Source organism: Type-D symbiont of Plautia stali, assembly GCF_001485335.1.
GTDB classification, from domain to species: Bacteria; Pseudomonadota; Gammaproteobacteria; order Enterobacterales; family Enterobacteriaceae; genus Pantoea; species Pantoea vagans_C.
The window spans coordinates 1-16,041 of record NZ_BBOC01000004.1 but is presented as its reverse complement, the minus strand read 5'-3'; the positions used below and the strand labels follow the sequence as shown (position 1 = coordinate 16,041).

The window sequence follows — 16,041 nt, the reverse complement described above, 5'->3', positions numbered from 1 at the left end:
GGCTGTAAGCGGGCCGACAAATATGGCAGTTAATTCGGCGGAGTCCAGGGTGTGGCCTTTAAGCTGATACTGGTTACTCACTGGCCCTTTGGTCGCCATAAATGGCGACCCTACAATGGATTGGCGCGTTTTAAGTAGGGTGCGCATTCATGCGCACCTGCATACATATGCAAATTAATGCTTAACTGAACGGATTTACGCCATAAATGGCGACCCTCCAACGACAATGAGCGGTCCTTTAGTGTTCGACAGGCAAAAAAAATCAGGCCCGGGGGCCTGATTCTCTGTTAGTCACGCTACATCACATCAGAGGCTGTGCCATCTGCACCAGCGAAATAAGCGGCTGCGGATAGACACCCAGCAGCAACACCAGAATCGCGGAAATCAGCACCACCACACCACCGGCGGTAAAGGCCCAGTTGGCTGGTGTATCGCGGTCACGGGTGTGCATCTCAGGAGGGCTGAGGTACAGGCTCACCGTGACGCGCAGGTAGTAGTAAAGACCAATCGCACTACCCGCGACGACTGCCGCAGTCAGCCACCACAGATGCCCATTCACACCGGAAGCAATCACATAGAACTTACCAATGAAGCCTAGTGTCATCGGGATACCCGCCAGCGACAGCATCATCACGGTCATCACCGCTGACAGAATCGGACGGTGCCAGAACAGACCACGGTAGGAGTACAGCGTGTCAGCATCCGGACCACGGTACGGGCTGGACATCAGGCTCACGACACCGAACGCGCCGAGGCTGCTGAACAGGTAACCCGCCAGGTAAACACCGGCAGTTTCCAGTGACAGCTGATGAGTTTTCACCGCAATCAATGCCACCAGCAGATAGCCCAAGTGGGCGATCGAGGAGTAGCCGAGCAGACGCTTGATGTTGCTCTGCGAAATCGCCATCAGGTTACCGAACAGAATCGATACAAAGGCGATAACCCCGAGCACCGTGCGCACCGCTTCGCTGTCAGTCACTGGCGCGTACAGGAACAGACGCATCACCACACCGAAGATAGCGATTTTACTGGCGGTCGCCAGGAAGGTGGAGACAGGTGCAGGCGCACCCTGATACACATCCGGCGTCCACAGGTGGAACGGCACCAGTGACAATTTAAAGCCGAGGCCAATAATCATCATGCCCAAGCCAACCAGCAGCAGCGGCTGTTGAATCATGCTGTCATTCAGACTCTTGCCTAACTGCACAAAGCTCAGGCTACCAGAGTCGGCATAAATCAAGGCAATACCGAAGATCAGGAACGAGGACGCAGCCGCTGAAAGAATCATGTATTTCAGCGCGGCTTCCAGTGAGCGTTTCTGGCGGAAGGCATAACCAATCAAACCAAACAGCGGCAAGGAGAGCAGTTCGATACCAATGAACAGCGCCGCCAGATGATTTGCACTGGCCAGCACGATGCCACCCAGAGCGGCGATCAGCACCAACAGATAGAACTCATCTTTGTTGTCCGGGAAACCGGCCAACCACGGATAAGCAAAGGTGCAGGTAGCCAGACTGGCGAGCAGCACCAGCGCGGTGTAGAACATCGAATAGCCGTCAACGCGCAGCAGCGGCGTGACATCCATAGCACCTACGTGACCTACAAACCACAGTGAAAACAGCGCCAGGTTAAGACCAATTACAGTCAGCGTGGCATTAACAAAGTGGTTGCGTCGCCACGCAATGGACAGCATCACCACCACCACCGTCAATCCGACGATCAACAGCGGCAGTAACGCAATCAGATGTTGAGGAGTTATTGTCATGGCGAATTACGGCCTTGTAGTTGAAATTGAAGCGGTAAACCACTGCTGAATATTGCTCATCGCAGCATGGGACGTGTCGAGGATCGGCTGTGGATAGATACCCAGCAGAACCAGCAGCACCACCAGCACCCCGATAGTCATGAATTCACGCGGTGACATGCCCGGCAGCGGATCTTTTGACTTCGCCTCACCGTAGTAAGCGCGCTGCATCATGATCAGTGAGTAAACCGAAGCGAACACCAGACCAAAGGTCGCAATCACGATAATGACCGGGACCACCTGGAAGCTACCGGTCAGAATCATGAATTCACCGACAAAGTTACCGGTGCCCGGCATACCCAGGTTGGCGACCGCGAAGAACAGTGACAGGCCTGGAATCCATTTGATACGTCCCCACAAACCGCCCATCTGACGCAAGTCACGCGTGTGCAGACGCTCATACAACTGGCCACACAAGATGAACAGTGCTGCGGCGGACAGGCCGTGAGCAATCATCTGGATAACCGCGCCCTGGAACGCCAACTGGCTACCGGTGTAGATGGCAATCAGCACGAAGCCCATGTGCGAAACGGACGTGTAAGCAATCAGGCGTTTGATATCGGTCTGAGAGAACGCCATCCAGGCACCGTAGAAGATACCGATGATACCGAGCCACATGGCAATGGGTGCAAACTCTGCCGAAGCGTTCGGGAACAGTGGCAGGCTGAAGCGCAGCAAACCGTAGGCAGCTGTTTTCAGCAAAATACCGGCGAGGTCAACGGAACCTGCCGTTGGCGCCTGGCTGTGTGCATCCGGTAACCAACCGTGCAGTGGCACCACCGGCATTTTTACGGCGAAGGCGATGAAGAAGCCCAGCATCAGCAGATATTCAACCGTATGCGACATTGGCGTTTTCAGTAGCTCTTCGTAGCTGAACGTCCAGACGCCAGTGGCGTTGTAGTGCACAAACACCAGCGCCAGAATCGCAATCAACATCACCAGACCAGACGCCTGGGTATAGATGAAGAATTTGGTCGCCGCCGAGATACGGGTTTTACCGTCAGAGGCTTTGTGACCCCAGAGCGCGATGAGGAAGTACATCGGCACCAGCATCATTTCCCAGAAGAAGAAGAACAGGAACATGTCGATGGAGAGGAACACGCCAATCACGCCACCGAGGATCCACATCAGGTTGAGGTGGAAGAAGCCCTGATACTTCTCAATTTCGTTCCAGGAACAGAGTACCGCCATCAAGCCGAGCAGACCGGTCAGTACCACCATCAGCAGTGAAAGACCGTCGATAGCCAGATGGAAGTTAATGCCGAAGCGAGGAATCCATGGCACCGAGAAGGTTGACTGCCACTGCGGGATCCCAGCAGCCTGCGTTAATGAATAGCCTCCCTGCAACCAAAGCTGCAGGCCAAGCGCCAGCGTCAGGCCCATGGTGATCATGGCGATCCAGCGTGGTACTTTCGCACCGAGGCGTTCTGCTAGCCAGCAGAGTAAGCCCCCAACAAAGGGTATGATTATTAGCCAAGGTAATAACACGGCATACTTCCCTATTATTCGTCTCTGTTCGAGCTATCTTGCTTGCCGTTTTTGTCCCCGGCAGTGCTCGCAATTCTCACGTACTCAAGTACGCTCCGGTTGCTGCACGCTGGCGGTGACAAAACTGGCTGCGCCGATAAGGCTCGTGCATCAGACAATTTTGAACATTCTTCATCAGGGGCGTTACAAAACGCTTCGCCCCCGCTCATCAATCTTTAGATCACCAGCATCAGCGCCAGCACCACCACGGCGCCAACGCTCATGGAAGCCACATACCAGCGCAGGTAACCGTTCTCGCTCACCACCAGACCTTTATTACCCATACGCGAGATCAGCGCTGGCAAGTTCATCAGTGAGTTCAGCGGATCGCGCTTCAGCAGCCAGGCAATGCCGAGATAAGGTTTTACGAACACCTTGTCGTACAGCCAGTCGAAGCCCCAGGCGGCAAACCACCAAGTGCCAAAGAAACGGCCCGGCGCGCTGTTGGCAATGCTGGTCACCAGCTGACGTTTACCCAACCACAGCGCCGCAGCAATCAGGATGCCGACGATAGCGACCACACCTGAGGTGATTTCCAGCGCCACTTTGCCGCTTTCGCCAAATTCGTTCTGTGGCAGCACGCCCGCCAGCGGCGGAGTGATCATCGCACCGATAAAGGTGGACAGAACCAACAGCACAATCAGCGGCAGATGGTGAGTAATGCCTTTGCCCGCGTGCGCATGAATTTTCTCTTCACCGTGGAACACGATAAAGATCATGCGGAAGGTGTAGATCGAGGTCAGGAATGCACCGACCAGACCCGCCACCATCAGATTGATGTGGCCATTCGCCAGCGCACCAAACAGGATTTCATCCTTACTGTAGAAACCTGCGGTGATCAGCGGCAGTGCCGCCAGCGCTGCGCCACCCACCAGGAAGCAGGTATACACCAATGGGATGCTCTTACGCAGGCCGCCCATTTTGAAGATGTTCTGCTCGTGGTGGCAGGCCAGAATGACCGAACCCGAAGAAAGGAACAGCAGTGCTTTAAAGAATGCGTGCGTCATCAAGTGGAAAATCGCCGCGTCCCATGCCTGCACGCCAAGCGCGAGGAACATGTAGCCGATCTGACTCATGGTTGAGTAAGCCAGCACGCGTTTGATGTCGGTCTGTACCAGTGCCGCAAAACCCGCCAGTACCAGGGTAATCGCACCGACAATCCCGACCAGATGCAGCACTTCCGGCGTTAACAGGAACAGGCCGTGTGAACGGGCAATCAGGTAGACACCCGCGGTCACCATGGTGGCGGCGTGGATCAATGCAGAAACCGGGGTTGGACCCGCCATCGCATCGGCCAGCCAGGTTTGCAGCGGCAGCTGTGCAGATTTACCAACCGCACCACCCAGCAACATCAGCGTTGCCCATTGCAGCATGTGGTTGTCAGCGGCAAAGTGCGCCGGTGCCAGTTCCACCAGCTCGCGGAAGTTCAGCGTGCCCAGCTCGTTGTAGAGAATGAACAGTGCGAAAGCAAGGAACACATCACCCACACGGGTAATAATGAACGCTTTCATCGCCGCTTTGCCGTTCTCTGGATTGCTGTAGTAGAAGCCAATCAGCAGGTATGAGCACAAGCCCACGCCTTCCCAACCGAGATACATCAGCATCAGGTTGTCAGCTAATACCAGCACCACCATGCTCGCGATGAACAAGTTGGTGTATGCGAAGAAGCGCGAATAGCCCTCTTCGCCACGCATGTACCAGGAAGCAAACATGTGGATGAAGAAACCGACGCCGGTGACCACGGAAAGCATGGTCAATGACAAGCCATCCAGCACCAGATTGACTTTGATATCAAAGGTGCCAACGTGCATCCATGTCCACAATGCTTGTGTGAACGGCTGCTGGCCGTGACTGAAGAAGTCGAAGCCGACATAAATGGTAGTCAGTGCAGCAAGACCCACCGATCCCATTCCTACCGTTGCCGACAGGTTCTCCGACCAACGGCCACGGGAAAACGCTAATAGCAGAAAGCCAATCAGCGGAAATAATACGGTTAAATAGAGAAGATTCATCCGCGCATCTCGCTCACTGTGTCAATGTTCAACGTCTGACGACGACGATAGAGCTGCAGCAACAATGCCAGGCCAATACTGGCTTCCGCCGCCGCAAGGCTGATGGCAAGAATGTACATGACCTGGCCGTCAGCTTGTCCCCAGTAACTGCCCGCGACAACCAGTGCCAGCGCAGCAGCGTTGATCATGATCTCCAGACCAATCAGCATAAACAGCAGGTTGCGACGCAGCACCAGTGAGGTCAGGCCAAGGACAAACAGCACAGCGGCCAACATCAGGCCGTGTTGTAACGGGATCATGCGTGATCCTCCTTATTCGCATGTGCATCAGCATGGCGATTGCTTAACACTTCGCCCTGACGCTCTTCACGTCCGATATGGAAGGCTACCACCAGACCGGCCAGCAGCAACATTGAGGCCAGCTCAACCGCCAGAACGTATGGGCCAAACAGGCTGATACCGACCGCTTTCGCATCAATGACGGTGCCATCAATACCTTGATCCTGCGCGGTGCTGATGGCGTAAATCATGACCGCCAGCAACAGCAGAGAAACGATGCCAGGTCCAATCCACAGCGAAGGCTTCAGCCATTCACGCTCCTGATCCTGCTGGCTTTTGCCCAGGTTCAGCATCATCACCACGAACACGAACAGCACCATAATGGCACCGGCGTAGACGATGATTTCCAGCGCACCGGCAAAGTAAGCTCCCATCGAGAAGAACACGCCCGCAATCGACAGCAGTGAAACAATCAGGTACAGCAGCGCATGTACTGGATTGGTGTGCGTGATGACGCGCAATGTCGTCAACACCGCCACCAGTCCGCAAAGATAAAACGCAAATTCCATACCTGGCTCCTTAAGGTAACAAGCTTTTGACGTCGATTGGCTTGGCTTCGTTTTCCGCTTCGCCTTTCTCTTTCCCGTCGATCGCCATACCCGCCATGCGATAGAAGTTGTACTCCGGATATTTACCCGGACCGGAAATCAGCAAGTCTTGCTTCTCATACACCAAATCCTGACGCTTAAATTCACCCAGTTCAAAATCCGGGGTCAGCTGGATTGCGGTGGTTGGGCAAGCCTCTTCACACAAACCGCAGAAAATGCAGCGTGAGAAGTTGATGCGGAAAAATTCTGGATACCAACGACCATCGACAGTTTCTGCTTTTTGCAGTGAGATACATCCCACTGGGCAGGCTACCGCACACAGGTTACAGGCAACGCAGCGCTCTTCGCCGTCCGGATCGCGCGTCAACACAATACGGCCACGATAGCGCGGCGGCAGATATACCGGCTCTTCTGGATACATCTGGGTTTCGCGTTTGGCGAAGGCATGCATGCCTATCATCCAGATACTGCGCACTGTCGTGCCGAAGCCAACGACAATATCTTTTAAAGTCATCTCAAAACCCCTTACTGCGCGCTGTACAGAATCACTGCGGCGGTCGCCAGCAGGTTCAATAACGTCAACGGCAGACATACTTTCCAGCCGAACGACAGCACCTGGTCATAACGTGGACGCGGCAGCGCAGCACGAATCAGGATAAACATCACCATAAAGAACGCCGTTTTCAGGGCGAACCAGATGAATGGCGGCAGGAATGGACCGTGCCAGCCACCGAAGAACAGCGTGACAATCAGCGCTGAAACCGTGGTGATGGCCACGTATTCACCGACAAAGAACAGGCCGAACTTCATACCGGCATATTCAATGTGGTAACCATCAGCCAGTTCCTGTTCCGCTTCTGGCTGGTCAAACGGGTGACGGTGACAAACCGCAACACCCGCGATGCAGAAGGTCACAAAGCCAAAGAACTGCGGAATGATGTTCCACAAATGCGTCTGGCTTTCGACGATGGCGTTCATATTGAACGAACCGGCTTGCGCCACCACACCCATCAGCGACAGGCCAAGGAACACTTCGTAGCTCAGCGTTTGCGCCGACGCACGCATCGCACCCAGCAGCGAGTATTTGTTGTTACTCGACCAACCGGCGAACAGCACGGCGTAAACGGCCAGACCTGCCATCATCAGGAAGAACAACAAACCGATGTTCAGGTCTGTCACCATCCAGGTCGGTGAAACCGGCACAATGGCAAACGCCAGCAGCAGTGACACAAAGGCAATCACGGGTGCCAGGGTAAAGATGAAGCGATCGGTGAACGGCGGAACCCAGTCCTCTTTAAAGAACATTTTGATCATGTCGGCGGCCAGCTGCAGCGAGCCGCCCCAACCCACACGGTTCGGACCGTAACGGTTCTGCCATAAGCCGAGCAGACGACGCTCGGCGAAACTCATGAAGGCACCACAACCCACCACCACCAGCAAGATCACAATGGTTTTCAGGATCTGGATGAGGATGTCGATAACGTCCGGTGTCAGCCAGCTCATTGCGCGGCCTCCTGCAATTTGTCAATTTGCGCGCCCGAGAGGAATGGCGGCACACCCGGCATTCCCAGCGGCAGCCCCACCTGCCCTGCTTGCAAGGAAGCAGAGAAACGGACCGGCAGGCGCAAGGTTTCACCGGCACACACCAGCTCAACTGCAGAACCGTTGTTCACACCCAGTTTTTCCGCATCAGCAGGGTTAATCACCAATGTGGCAGGTGACATACGCTTCTGGAAGGTCGGTGAACGCTGGGTCATCTCTTCACTACCAAACAATTGGTAGTAAGGCGCAACGCGGTATTGACTGCCTTCAACAAAGCTTTCTGGTACCGCAGTGAACCAAGGCAATGAGCCTTCACCGGCTTCGAACAGACGCACACCCGGATCGCCATGACGCAGTTTGCCACCCACTTCAGCCTGGAACTTGTTCCATGCCTGCGGGGAGTTCCAGCCTGGCGCCCAGGCAAATGGAATCTGCGAGCGCGGTGCGCTTGGCTGGTTGTTACCTTCCATCGAGAAGGCAAACATGGTGTCTTTATCCTGCGGCTGGCGCGGTTCGTGCACGCTGATATTGGCACGCATGGCGGTACGGCCACTGTTACGGTGCGGTGAACGCGCCAGTTTCTGACCACGGATACGGAAGCTGGCATCCGGTGCCGCGTCTTTAATACCTTTCAGCTGCGGCAGCGCCGCAACGGTGGCGTCAATGACGTGATCAAGCAGCGTCCAGTCGATTTGACGGCTTTCTACCGTGCTGTGCAGCGAGTGCAACCAACGCCAGCTCTCCAGCATGACAACGCTGTTGTCGTAGTAAGCGGGATCGTAAACCTGGAAGAAGCGCTGAGCACGGCCTTCCTGGTTGATCGAGGTGCCGTCGCTCTCCGCAAAGCTGGCAGTTGACAGCACGAGGCCGGCTTTCTCCAGCGTGGCGGTACGTTGATGATCCACCACAATGACGTGTGCGGTGTTGTGCAGTGCTGCATCAACGGTGGCTTTTGGCGCGTGACGGTAGAGATCGTTCTCTAAGACGATCAGCGCTTCCGCTTCGCCTTTATCCAGCTGTTCCAGTGCGCTATCCAGCGATTGTCCGCCCATCAGGCCGAGACCAAAGCTGTTCGCTGCGCCAGCGAGGAAGGTGATACCTACATCGGCACCGCGACCTTTCAATGCTTTCGCTACGTTGGCGGCCGCTTCAATCATTGCAATGCTACCGGAGTGAGTACCGGAAATGATCAGCGGTTTTTTCGCCCCCGCTAATGCCTGTACCACCACATCCAGCTTGCCGTTCAGCTTAGCGTCGAAGCCATTTACCGCAGGTGCAGTTTCATCCAGCGCATTAGCGATAGCAAAACCAAGGCGCGCTTGATCTTCCACCGGAGCGCGATAACTCCACGCCGCGATGTCATCCAGGCGGGTTTCATCGACGTTGGTGACAAACAGCGGATGTTTGGCGTGCTGGCCAATGTTGAGGATCGCCGCGATCTGCCAGTCCGCCACTTTCTGTGCGGCTGCCATTTCACGTGCTTTACCTTTCACTGCCTGACGCACAGACAACGCCACACGCGCACCCACTTGAGTCAGGTCTTCACCCAACACCAGTACGGCATCGTAGCTTTCAATTTCGCGCAGAGAAGGCGTGTAGATTCCGCCCTCCTGCAGCACTTTCAGCATTAACTCGACGCGAGCCTGTTCACCTGCTGGCATGCCGGTTGAGAAGTTCTCTGCACCGACCAGTTCACGCAGCGCAAAGTTGCTTTCAATGCTGGCGCGCGGTGAACCAATACCGATCACTTTTTTCGCCTGACGCAATACGTCAGCCGCTGCATTGACCGCTTGTTCAGCATTGAGGCTGACCCAATCGTTGCCGCGTTTCTGTACCGGATGGCGTGGACGATCCTTGCGGTTCACATAGCCGTAACCGAAACGTCCGCGATCGCACAGGAAGTAGTGGTTCACGGTACCGTTGTAACGGTTCTCGATACGGCGCAGTTCGCCGTAACGTTCGCCAGGGCTGGTGTTACAACCCACGCTGCACTGCTGGCAGATGCTTGGCGCGAACTGCATATCCCATTTACGGTTATAGCGTTCTGAGTGGGTTTTATCCGTGAACACGCCGGTTGGGCAGATTTCGACCAGGTTACCGGAGAATTCGCTCTCCAGCGTGCCATCTTCCGGGCGGCCAAAGTAGACGTTGTCGTGGGCACCGTAGACGCCCAGATCTTTGCCGTCTGCGTAATCTTTGTAGTAACGCACACAGCGATAACAGGCGATACAGCGGTTCATTTCATGCGAGATGAACGGGCCGAGATCCTGATTCTGGTGAGTACGTTTGGTGAAGCGATAACGACGGAAGCTATGGCCGGTCATTACCGTCATATCTTGCAGGTGGCAGTTACCGCCCTCTTCGCACACCGGACAGTCGTGCGGGTGGTTGGTCATCAGCCATTCCACCACGCTTTCACGAAACTCTTTGGCTTCGCCATCGTCGATGGAGATAAAGGTGCCGTCCGACGCCGGTGTCATACAGGACATGACAAGGCGACCGCGGGTATCTTCGGCATTCTGGAATTGCTTCACCGCGCACTGGCGGCAGGCTCCCACGCTTCCCAGCGCCGGATGCCAGCAAAAATAAGGAATATCAAGGCCCAGAGAGAGACACGCCTGCAACAGGTTGTCCGCTCCGTTCACATCATATTCTTTACCGTCTACATGGATTGTAGCCATAGTGAACATGCTTCCGTAAGGCTCGCCCTAAGACGAGCGTTAAACATCTAATTCTGTCCCCTAAGCCGGGTCGGCTCAGGGTGAATTCCGTGTACGGCGGCTGATTACCAGCGCGCTTTCAGCAGGTTGGGCTGAATACCACCGATCGATCGGGTATTGCCAAACACCTGCGGCGCAATGCCGGCTTCAAACTCTTCACGGAAATATTTAATCGCGCTCTGCAATGGCTCAACGGCACCTGGTGCGTGGGCACAGAAGGTTTTACCTGGACCGAGCTGGCGGCAAAGCTGCTGCAGGGTTTCGATATCACCCGGCTGGCCTTTTTTCTGCTCCAGCGCACGCAGGATCTTCACGCTCCACGGCAATCCATCACGGCATGGCGTACACCAGCCACAGGATTCACGCGCAAAGAACTCTTCGAGGTTACGCACCAGTGAAACCATGTTGATTTCGTGATCGACCGCCATCGCCAGCGCGGTACCCAAACGGCTTCCGGCTTTGCCGATGCTGGCAAATTCCATTGGCAGATCGAGATGCTGATCGGTCAGGAAGTCGGTGCCCGCACCGCCTGGCTGCCAGGCTTTGAATTTCAGGCCATCGCGCATGCCACCCGCATAATCTTCCAGAATTTCACGCGCGGTGGTGCCAAATGGCAGTTCCCACACGCCTGGGTTTTTCACGCGGCCAGAGAAGCCCATCATTTTGGTGCCGGTGTCTTCGCTGGTAGAGATATTTTTGTACCAGTCAACGCCGTTGAGGAAGATCGCAGGCACGTTGGACAAGGTTTCCACGTTGTTAACGCAGGTTGGCTTGCCCCAAACGCCCGCACTCGCCGGGAATGGCGGCTTAGAGCGCGGATTCGCGCGGCGGCCTTCCAGCGAGTTGATCAGTGCCGTTTCTTCACCGCAGATATAACGCCCTGCGCCGGTGTGCACGATCAGCTCAAAATCGAATCCGGTGCCGAGAATGTTTTTACCGAGGTAGCCGGCTTCGGTGGCTTCGGCAATCGCGCGGCGCAGATGAACAGCCGCTTCGATGTACTCGCCACGCAGGAAGATGTAGCCACGGTAAGCCTTCAAAGCGAACGCACTGATCAGCATGCCTTCCACCAGTTGGTGCGGCATCTGCTCCATCAGCAAGCGGTCTTTATAGGTGCCCGGCTCCATTTCATCGGCGTTACACAGCAGGTAACGGATGTTCATGGATTCGTCTTTCGGCATCAGGCTCCATTTCAGGCCGGTGTTAAAGCCTGCACCACCACGGCCTTTCAGGCCGGAGTCTTTCACCGCCGCCACGATTTCGTCCTGGCTGAATTCTTTTAAGGCTTTTTCCGCACCGACATAGCCGTTTTTACTGCGATATTCATCGATCCACACCGGCTGCTTGTCGTCGCGCAGACGCCATGTCAGAGGGTGCGTTTCCGCAGTACGAATGATCTGTTTAATGGTCATTGATACTGCTCCAGCAGGTTGGCGATGCCTTCCGGCGTCAGATGAACGTGGGTATCTTCATCCACCATCATGGTTGGGCCTTTATCACAGTTGCCCAGGCAGCAGGTTGGCAGCAGCGTGAAGCGGCCATCGGCTGTGGTCTGGCCTGGCTTTATGTTCAGGTTCTGCTCAAGTGCAGCCTGAATGCCCTGGAAACCGGTGATGTGACATACCACACTGTCGCAGTAACGGATCACATGACGGCCAACCGGCGTGCGGTAGATTTGGCTATAGAAGGTGGCGACACCTTCCACGTCACTGGCTGGAATGCCCAGCACATCAGCAATGGCATTAATGGCACCATCTGGCACCCAACCACGCTGTTTCTGCACTATCTTCAACGCTTCAATCGAGGCGGCGCGCGCATCTTCGTAATGGTGTTTTTCGTGCTCGATAGCGTGGTGCTCGGTCTCGCTCAGCACAAAGACCTCATCAGGGTCGATAGTGTGAATAGCAATTTTTTGATCGTGCATGATTAGCGGTCCACGTCTGACATAACAAAATCGATACTACCGAGGTAAACGATCAAGTCGGATACCAGGCTGCCGCGGATCACGGATGGGATCTGCTGCAGGTGCGGGAAGCTTGGCGTGCGCACGCGGGTGCGGTAGCTCATGGTGCTGCCATCGCTGGTCAGGTAGTAGCTGTTGATCCCTTTGGTCGCCTCGATCATCTGGAAGGATTCGTTGGCCGGCATGACGGGGCCCCACGACACCTGCAGGAAGTGAGTGATCAGGGTTTCGATGTGTTGCAGCGTGCGCTCTTTTGGCGGCGGCGTGGTCAGCGGATGATCCGCTTTGAACGGGCCTTCCGGCATGTTTTTCAGACACTGTTCCAGAATACGCAGTGACTGCCACATCTCTTCCATTTTCAGCTGAACGCGGGTGTAGGCATCACTGATGCCAGCACCAACCGGGATCTCGAAATCGAAGTTTTCATAGCCTGAGTATGGACGCCATTTACGCACGTCGAAGTCCAGCCCGGTGGCACGCAGGCCAGCACCGGTGGTGCCCCACGCCAGTGCTTCGTCCATGTTGTAAGCTGCCACACCTTGTGAACGGCCCATCAATACGGTATTGCGCAGTGCCGCTTTGTCATACTCTTTCAGACGCTTTGGCATCCAGTCGAGGAATTCACGCAGCAGACGCTCCCAACCTTTCGGCAGGTCGTGTGCCACGCCGCCAATGCGGAACCAGGCGGGATGCATACGGAAACCGGTAATCGCTTCGACCACGTCATAAATTTTCTGACGGTCGGTAAAGGCGAAGAACACCGGCGTCATTGCGCCGACGTCCTGAATAAAGGTGGAGATGTACAGCAAGTGGCTGTTGATGCGGAACAGCTCAGACAGCATCACGCGGATCACGTTAACGCGATCCGGCACGGTGATACCGGCCAGTTTTTCCACCGCCAGTACGTAAGGCATTTCGTTCACACAGCCGCCGAGATACTCGATGCGGTCGGTGTACGGAATGTAACTGTGCCATGACTGACGCTCGCCCATCTTCTCAGCACCACGGTGGTGGTAACCGACATCCGGTACGCAGTCGACGATCTCTTCACCATCCAACTGCAGGATGATACGGAATGCACCGTGCGCAGAGGGGTGGTTAGGACCCAGGTTGAGGAACATAAAGTCCTCATTGGTGGTACTGCGCTTCATGCCCCAGTCTTCAGGCTTGAAGGTCAACGCCTCCATCTCCAGATCTTCTTTCTGTTTTGTCAGTTCAAACGGATCGAATTCGGTCGCGCGCGCCGGGTAATCTTTGCGCAGCGGATGGCCTTCCCAGGTCTGTGGCATCATGATGCGCGTCAGGTGCGGGTGGCCATTAAAGGTGATCCCAAACATCTCCCAAGTTTCGCGCTCATACCAGTTGGCATTGGCGAAGATTTTAGTGATGGTCGGCACATTCAGATCGTTTTCAGACAACGCCACCTTGAGCATGATGTCGCGGTTGCGTTCAATCGAAAGCAGGTGATAGAAAACGGAAAAATCCGCGGCAGGCAGACCCGCGCGGTTAGTACGCAAACGCTCATCGAAACCATGTAAGTCATAGAGCATGACATACGGCTTCGGCAGCTTACGCAGGAACTCGACAATTTCCAGTAGCTGTTCACGCTTCACCCAAACGACCGGAATGCCGGTGCGGGTGGCCTGAACGGTAAAGGCATCCGGCCCAAAACGGTTACGCAGCTCGCCGACCACTGGATCGTCCAGGTGATCGCGGGTTTGCCATGACGGCTGTGCGAGATCTTGCGTGGTTAAATCTGTCATACGTTACTCACCATTCCGGCCTGTTATCAGGCACTCAAAAGAAGGCGTCAGGATGGCGGCGCACATTAAATTGTGATGTTCTGCTGCGGCCGCTGTGCCATCCGTGTACGGGAAGCTTAGACTTCGTCTGGCGTTCTCAGGTTAGTCACGGCAATGCGCTCGCCGCGTTTTCTTTCACGCTCTGGCTGCATGTTGGCGCGATAAACACCCTGATCACCTACCACCCACGACAGTGGACGGCGCTCTTTACCAATGGACTCACGCAGCAGCAGCAGCGCTTGCATGTAGGCTTCTGGACGCGGCGGACAGCCTGGGATGTACACGTCGACAGGCAGGAATTTATCCACGCCCTGTACCACGGAATAGATGTCGTACATGCCGCCCGAGTTAGCACAGGCGCCCATTGAGATCACCCACTTTGGTTCCAGCATCTGGTCATACAAACGCTGAATAACCGGCGCCATTTTGGTAAATGGCGTACCGGCGATTACCATAAAGTCAGCCTGACGTGGAGAGGCACGCATAACTTCCGCACCAAAACGCGCCACGTCATGCACCGCAGTGAATGACGTGGTCATTTCCACGTAGCAACAGGAAAGACCGAAGTTATAAGGCCAGAGAGAGTTTTTACGACCCCAGTTCACCATGTCATGCAGGGCGTGTTCGAGCTTGCCCATATAGACGCTGCGATGAACGTGCTGCTCCAGGGGATCGGTCACAATCTCCTGTTTCTGCAAAGGATAACGATCGTTATCACCGCCGCCGTTCGGGTCTACGCGTGTCAGCGTGTAGTCCATGTTATTGCCTCGCTTTTACTGCTTATGAGGGTTGGTGTGGTTGTGACTAACCGGGATTGATTTGACCACGACGCGACGACGCGCAGGGGCCCAATCCAGCGCACCAATGCGCACCAGATAAACCAAGCCAGCCAAGAGCACCAAAATGAAAATTGCGGCTTCGACAAAGCCCACCCAGCCGCTTTCGCGGATTGAGGTCGACCATGCGTATAAATAGAGGGCTTCGACGTCGAAAATAACGAAGAACATCGCAACCAGATAGAATTTAGCGGAGAGGCGTATATGGGTATCACCAACGGATTCGATACCCGATTCAAACGGGGTGTCTTTGTGACGCGCTCGTGCACGGCCACCTAACAGCCAACCACCGGTCAACATAAAGGCACACAGGCCAAACGCGATAACAATAAAAACAATAAATGCCCAGTGATGAGCGATCACTTCTGTAGTTGTCGACATACTCTTTGCTTACTCATCAAAAGTGGCGTTGGCATCCTGCACTGTTGCAGCAAACACACCACATCGATTCAAGGGAAGGATAAAAACCTTATAAACTATGCCGTCATTATCAAATAAGCAGCACTTTTATGGGGTTTTTTACTCCTTTCTATAACCTTTTGTCAACTTTGACAAAAGCATTCAAACATTAATTAACACCAGCATCATATTATTAACAAATGAACCCCTTCATGCCAGCTAAATCGCTTCAGTTTGTGAGGTTAATTTTAGTGTAGCGGGTATTCACATGCATGGATCGTGCATTTAACAATCATATTTTGACAGGTCTTGCGGGGATTTCCCCCCCCTTAGAGGGGGTATTTTTTTGATCTAAGACACAGAATGGTGTTTTTTGCCCGAAAAAACGCCGATCGGTACAGGCAGATACCCTGGAAAAGATGGCACGGAATGATAAAAACGTTCTACCCTGATTAAAAATGGAACGCATTTCATTTTTTTGGAAACAAGGAAAATTATGTAACTTAAATAGCGTCAAAAAACGCAAGTTAACAGGCATAAAAAAAAGCTA

Annotated in this window: 13 protein-coding genes; all 13 read right to left on the bottom strand. The window is 54.6% G+C overall.

Going from position 1 to position 16,041, the window contains the following annotated elements; translation table 11 throughout:
* Nucleotides 1–301: 301 nt before the first annotated feature.
* Nucleotides 302–1,765: an NADH-quinone oxidoreductase subunit NuoN gene (nuoN, locus tag PSSD_RS02125; RefSeq protein WP_039328356.1), complete on the bottom strand. Its 1,464-nt coding sequence runs from the start codon at nt 1,763–1,765 to the stop codon at nt 302–304.
* 6 nt (nt 1,766–1,771) lie between these two features.
* Entirely contained in the window at nt 1,772–3,292 is a 1,521-nt protein-coding gene (gene nuoM / locus PSSD_RS02120) for an NADH-quinone oxidoreductase subunit M (protein ID WP_039328358.1), read from the bottom strand.
* 215 nt (nt 3,293–3,507) lie between these two features.
* Entirely contained in the window at nt 3,508–5,343 is a 1,836-nt protein-coding gene (gene nuoL, locus PSSD_RS02115; protein WP_058969164.1) for an NADH-quinone oxidoreductase subunit L, read from the bottom strand.
* The gene (gene nuoK / locus PSSD_RS02110) at nt 5,340–5,642 is read right to left on the bottom strand and encodes an NADH-quinone oxidoreductase subunit NuoK (protein ID WP_034825057.1); all 303 of its coding nucleotides are present in this window, start codon (nt 5,640–5,642) and stop codon (nt 5,340–5,342) included. The genes nuoL and nuoK overlap by 4 nt, the downstream gene beginning before the upstream one ends.
* A complete protein-coding gene (nuoJ, locus tag PSSD_RS02105) occupies nt 5,639–6,190 on the bottom strand; it encodes an NADH-quinone oxidoreductase subunit J (RefSeq protein WP_039336491.1) in 552 nt (183 codons plus the stop codon). The genes nuoK and nuoJ overlap by 4 nt, the downstream gene beginning before the upstream one ends.
* A gap of 10 nt (nt 6,191–6,200) precedes the next feature.
* Nucleotides 6,201–6,743, bottom strand: coding sequence for an NADH-quinone oxidoreductase subunit NuoI (gene nuoI, locus PSSD_RS02100; RefSeq protein ID WP_034825061.1), 543 nt, complete (start codon nt 6,741–6,743; stop codon nt 6,201–6,203).
* A gap of 11 nt (nt 6,744–6,754) precedes the next feature.
* On the bottom strand, nt 6,755–7,732 hold the full coding sequence (nuoH, locus tag PSSD_RS02095; protein ID WP_034825063.1) for an NADH-quinone oxidoreductase subunit NuoH: 978 nt from the start codon (nt 7,730–7,732) through the stop codon (nt 6,755–6,757).
* Nucleotides 7,729–10,452, bottom strand: coding sequence for an NADH-quinone oxidoreductase subunit NuoG (gene nuoG / locus PSSD_RS02090; RefSeq protein ID WP_058969163.1), 2,724 nt, complete (start codon nt 10,450–10,452; stop codon nt 7,729–7,731). The genes nuoH and nuoG overlap by 4 nt, the downstream gene beginning before the upstream one ends.
* A 104-nt stretch (nt 10,453–10,556) precedes the next feature.
* Nucleotides 10,557–11,897, bottom strand: coding sequence for an NADH-quinone oxidoreductase subunit NuoF (gene nuoF / locus PSSD_RS02085; RefSeq protein ID WP_197063376.1), 1,341 nt, complete (start codon nt 11,895–11,897; stop codon nt 10,557–10,559).
* A 2-nt stretch (nt 11,898–11,899) separates the two neighbouring features.
* Complete coding sequence (gene nuoE / locus PSSD_RS02080) at nt 11,900–12,415, bottom strand: NADH-quinone oxidoreductase subunit NuoE (RefSeq protein WP_038645741.1); 516 nt, start codon at nt 12,413–12,415, stop codon at nt 11,900–11,902.
* A 2-nt stretch (nt 12,416–12,417) separates the two neighbouring features.
* Entirely contained in the window at nt 12,418–14,217 is a 1,800-nt protein-coding gene (gene nuoC, locus PSSD_RS02075) for an NADH-quinone oxidoreductase subunit C/D (protein WP_058969161.1), read from the bottom strand.
* Between the two features lie 116 nt (nt 14,218–14,333).
* Nucleotides 14,334–15,014 (bottom strand): NuoB/complex I 20 kDa subunit family protein, encoded by a 681-nt coding sequence (locus PSSD_RS02070; RefSeq protein WP_007889318.1) that lies wholly within the window; start codon nt 15,012–15,014, stop codon nt 14,334–14,336.
* A gap of 15 nt (nt 15,015–15,029) precedes the next feature.
* Nucleotides 15,030–15,473: an NADH-quinone oxidoreductase subunit A gene (locus PSSD_RS02065; RefSeq protein ID WP_034825074.1), complete on the bottom strand. Its 444-nt coding sequence runs from the start codon at nt 15,471–15,473 to the stop codon at nt 15,030–15,032.
* Nucleotides 15,474–16,041: the final 568 nt, after the last annotated feature.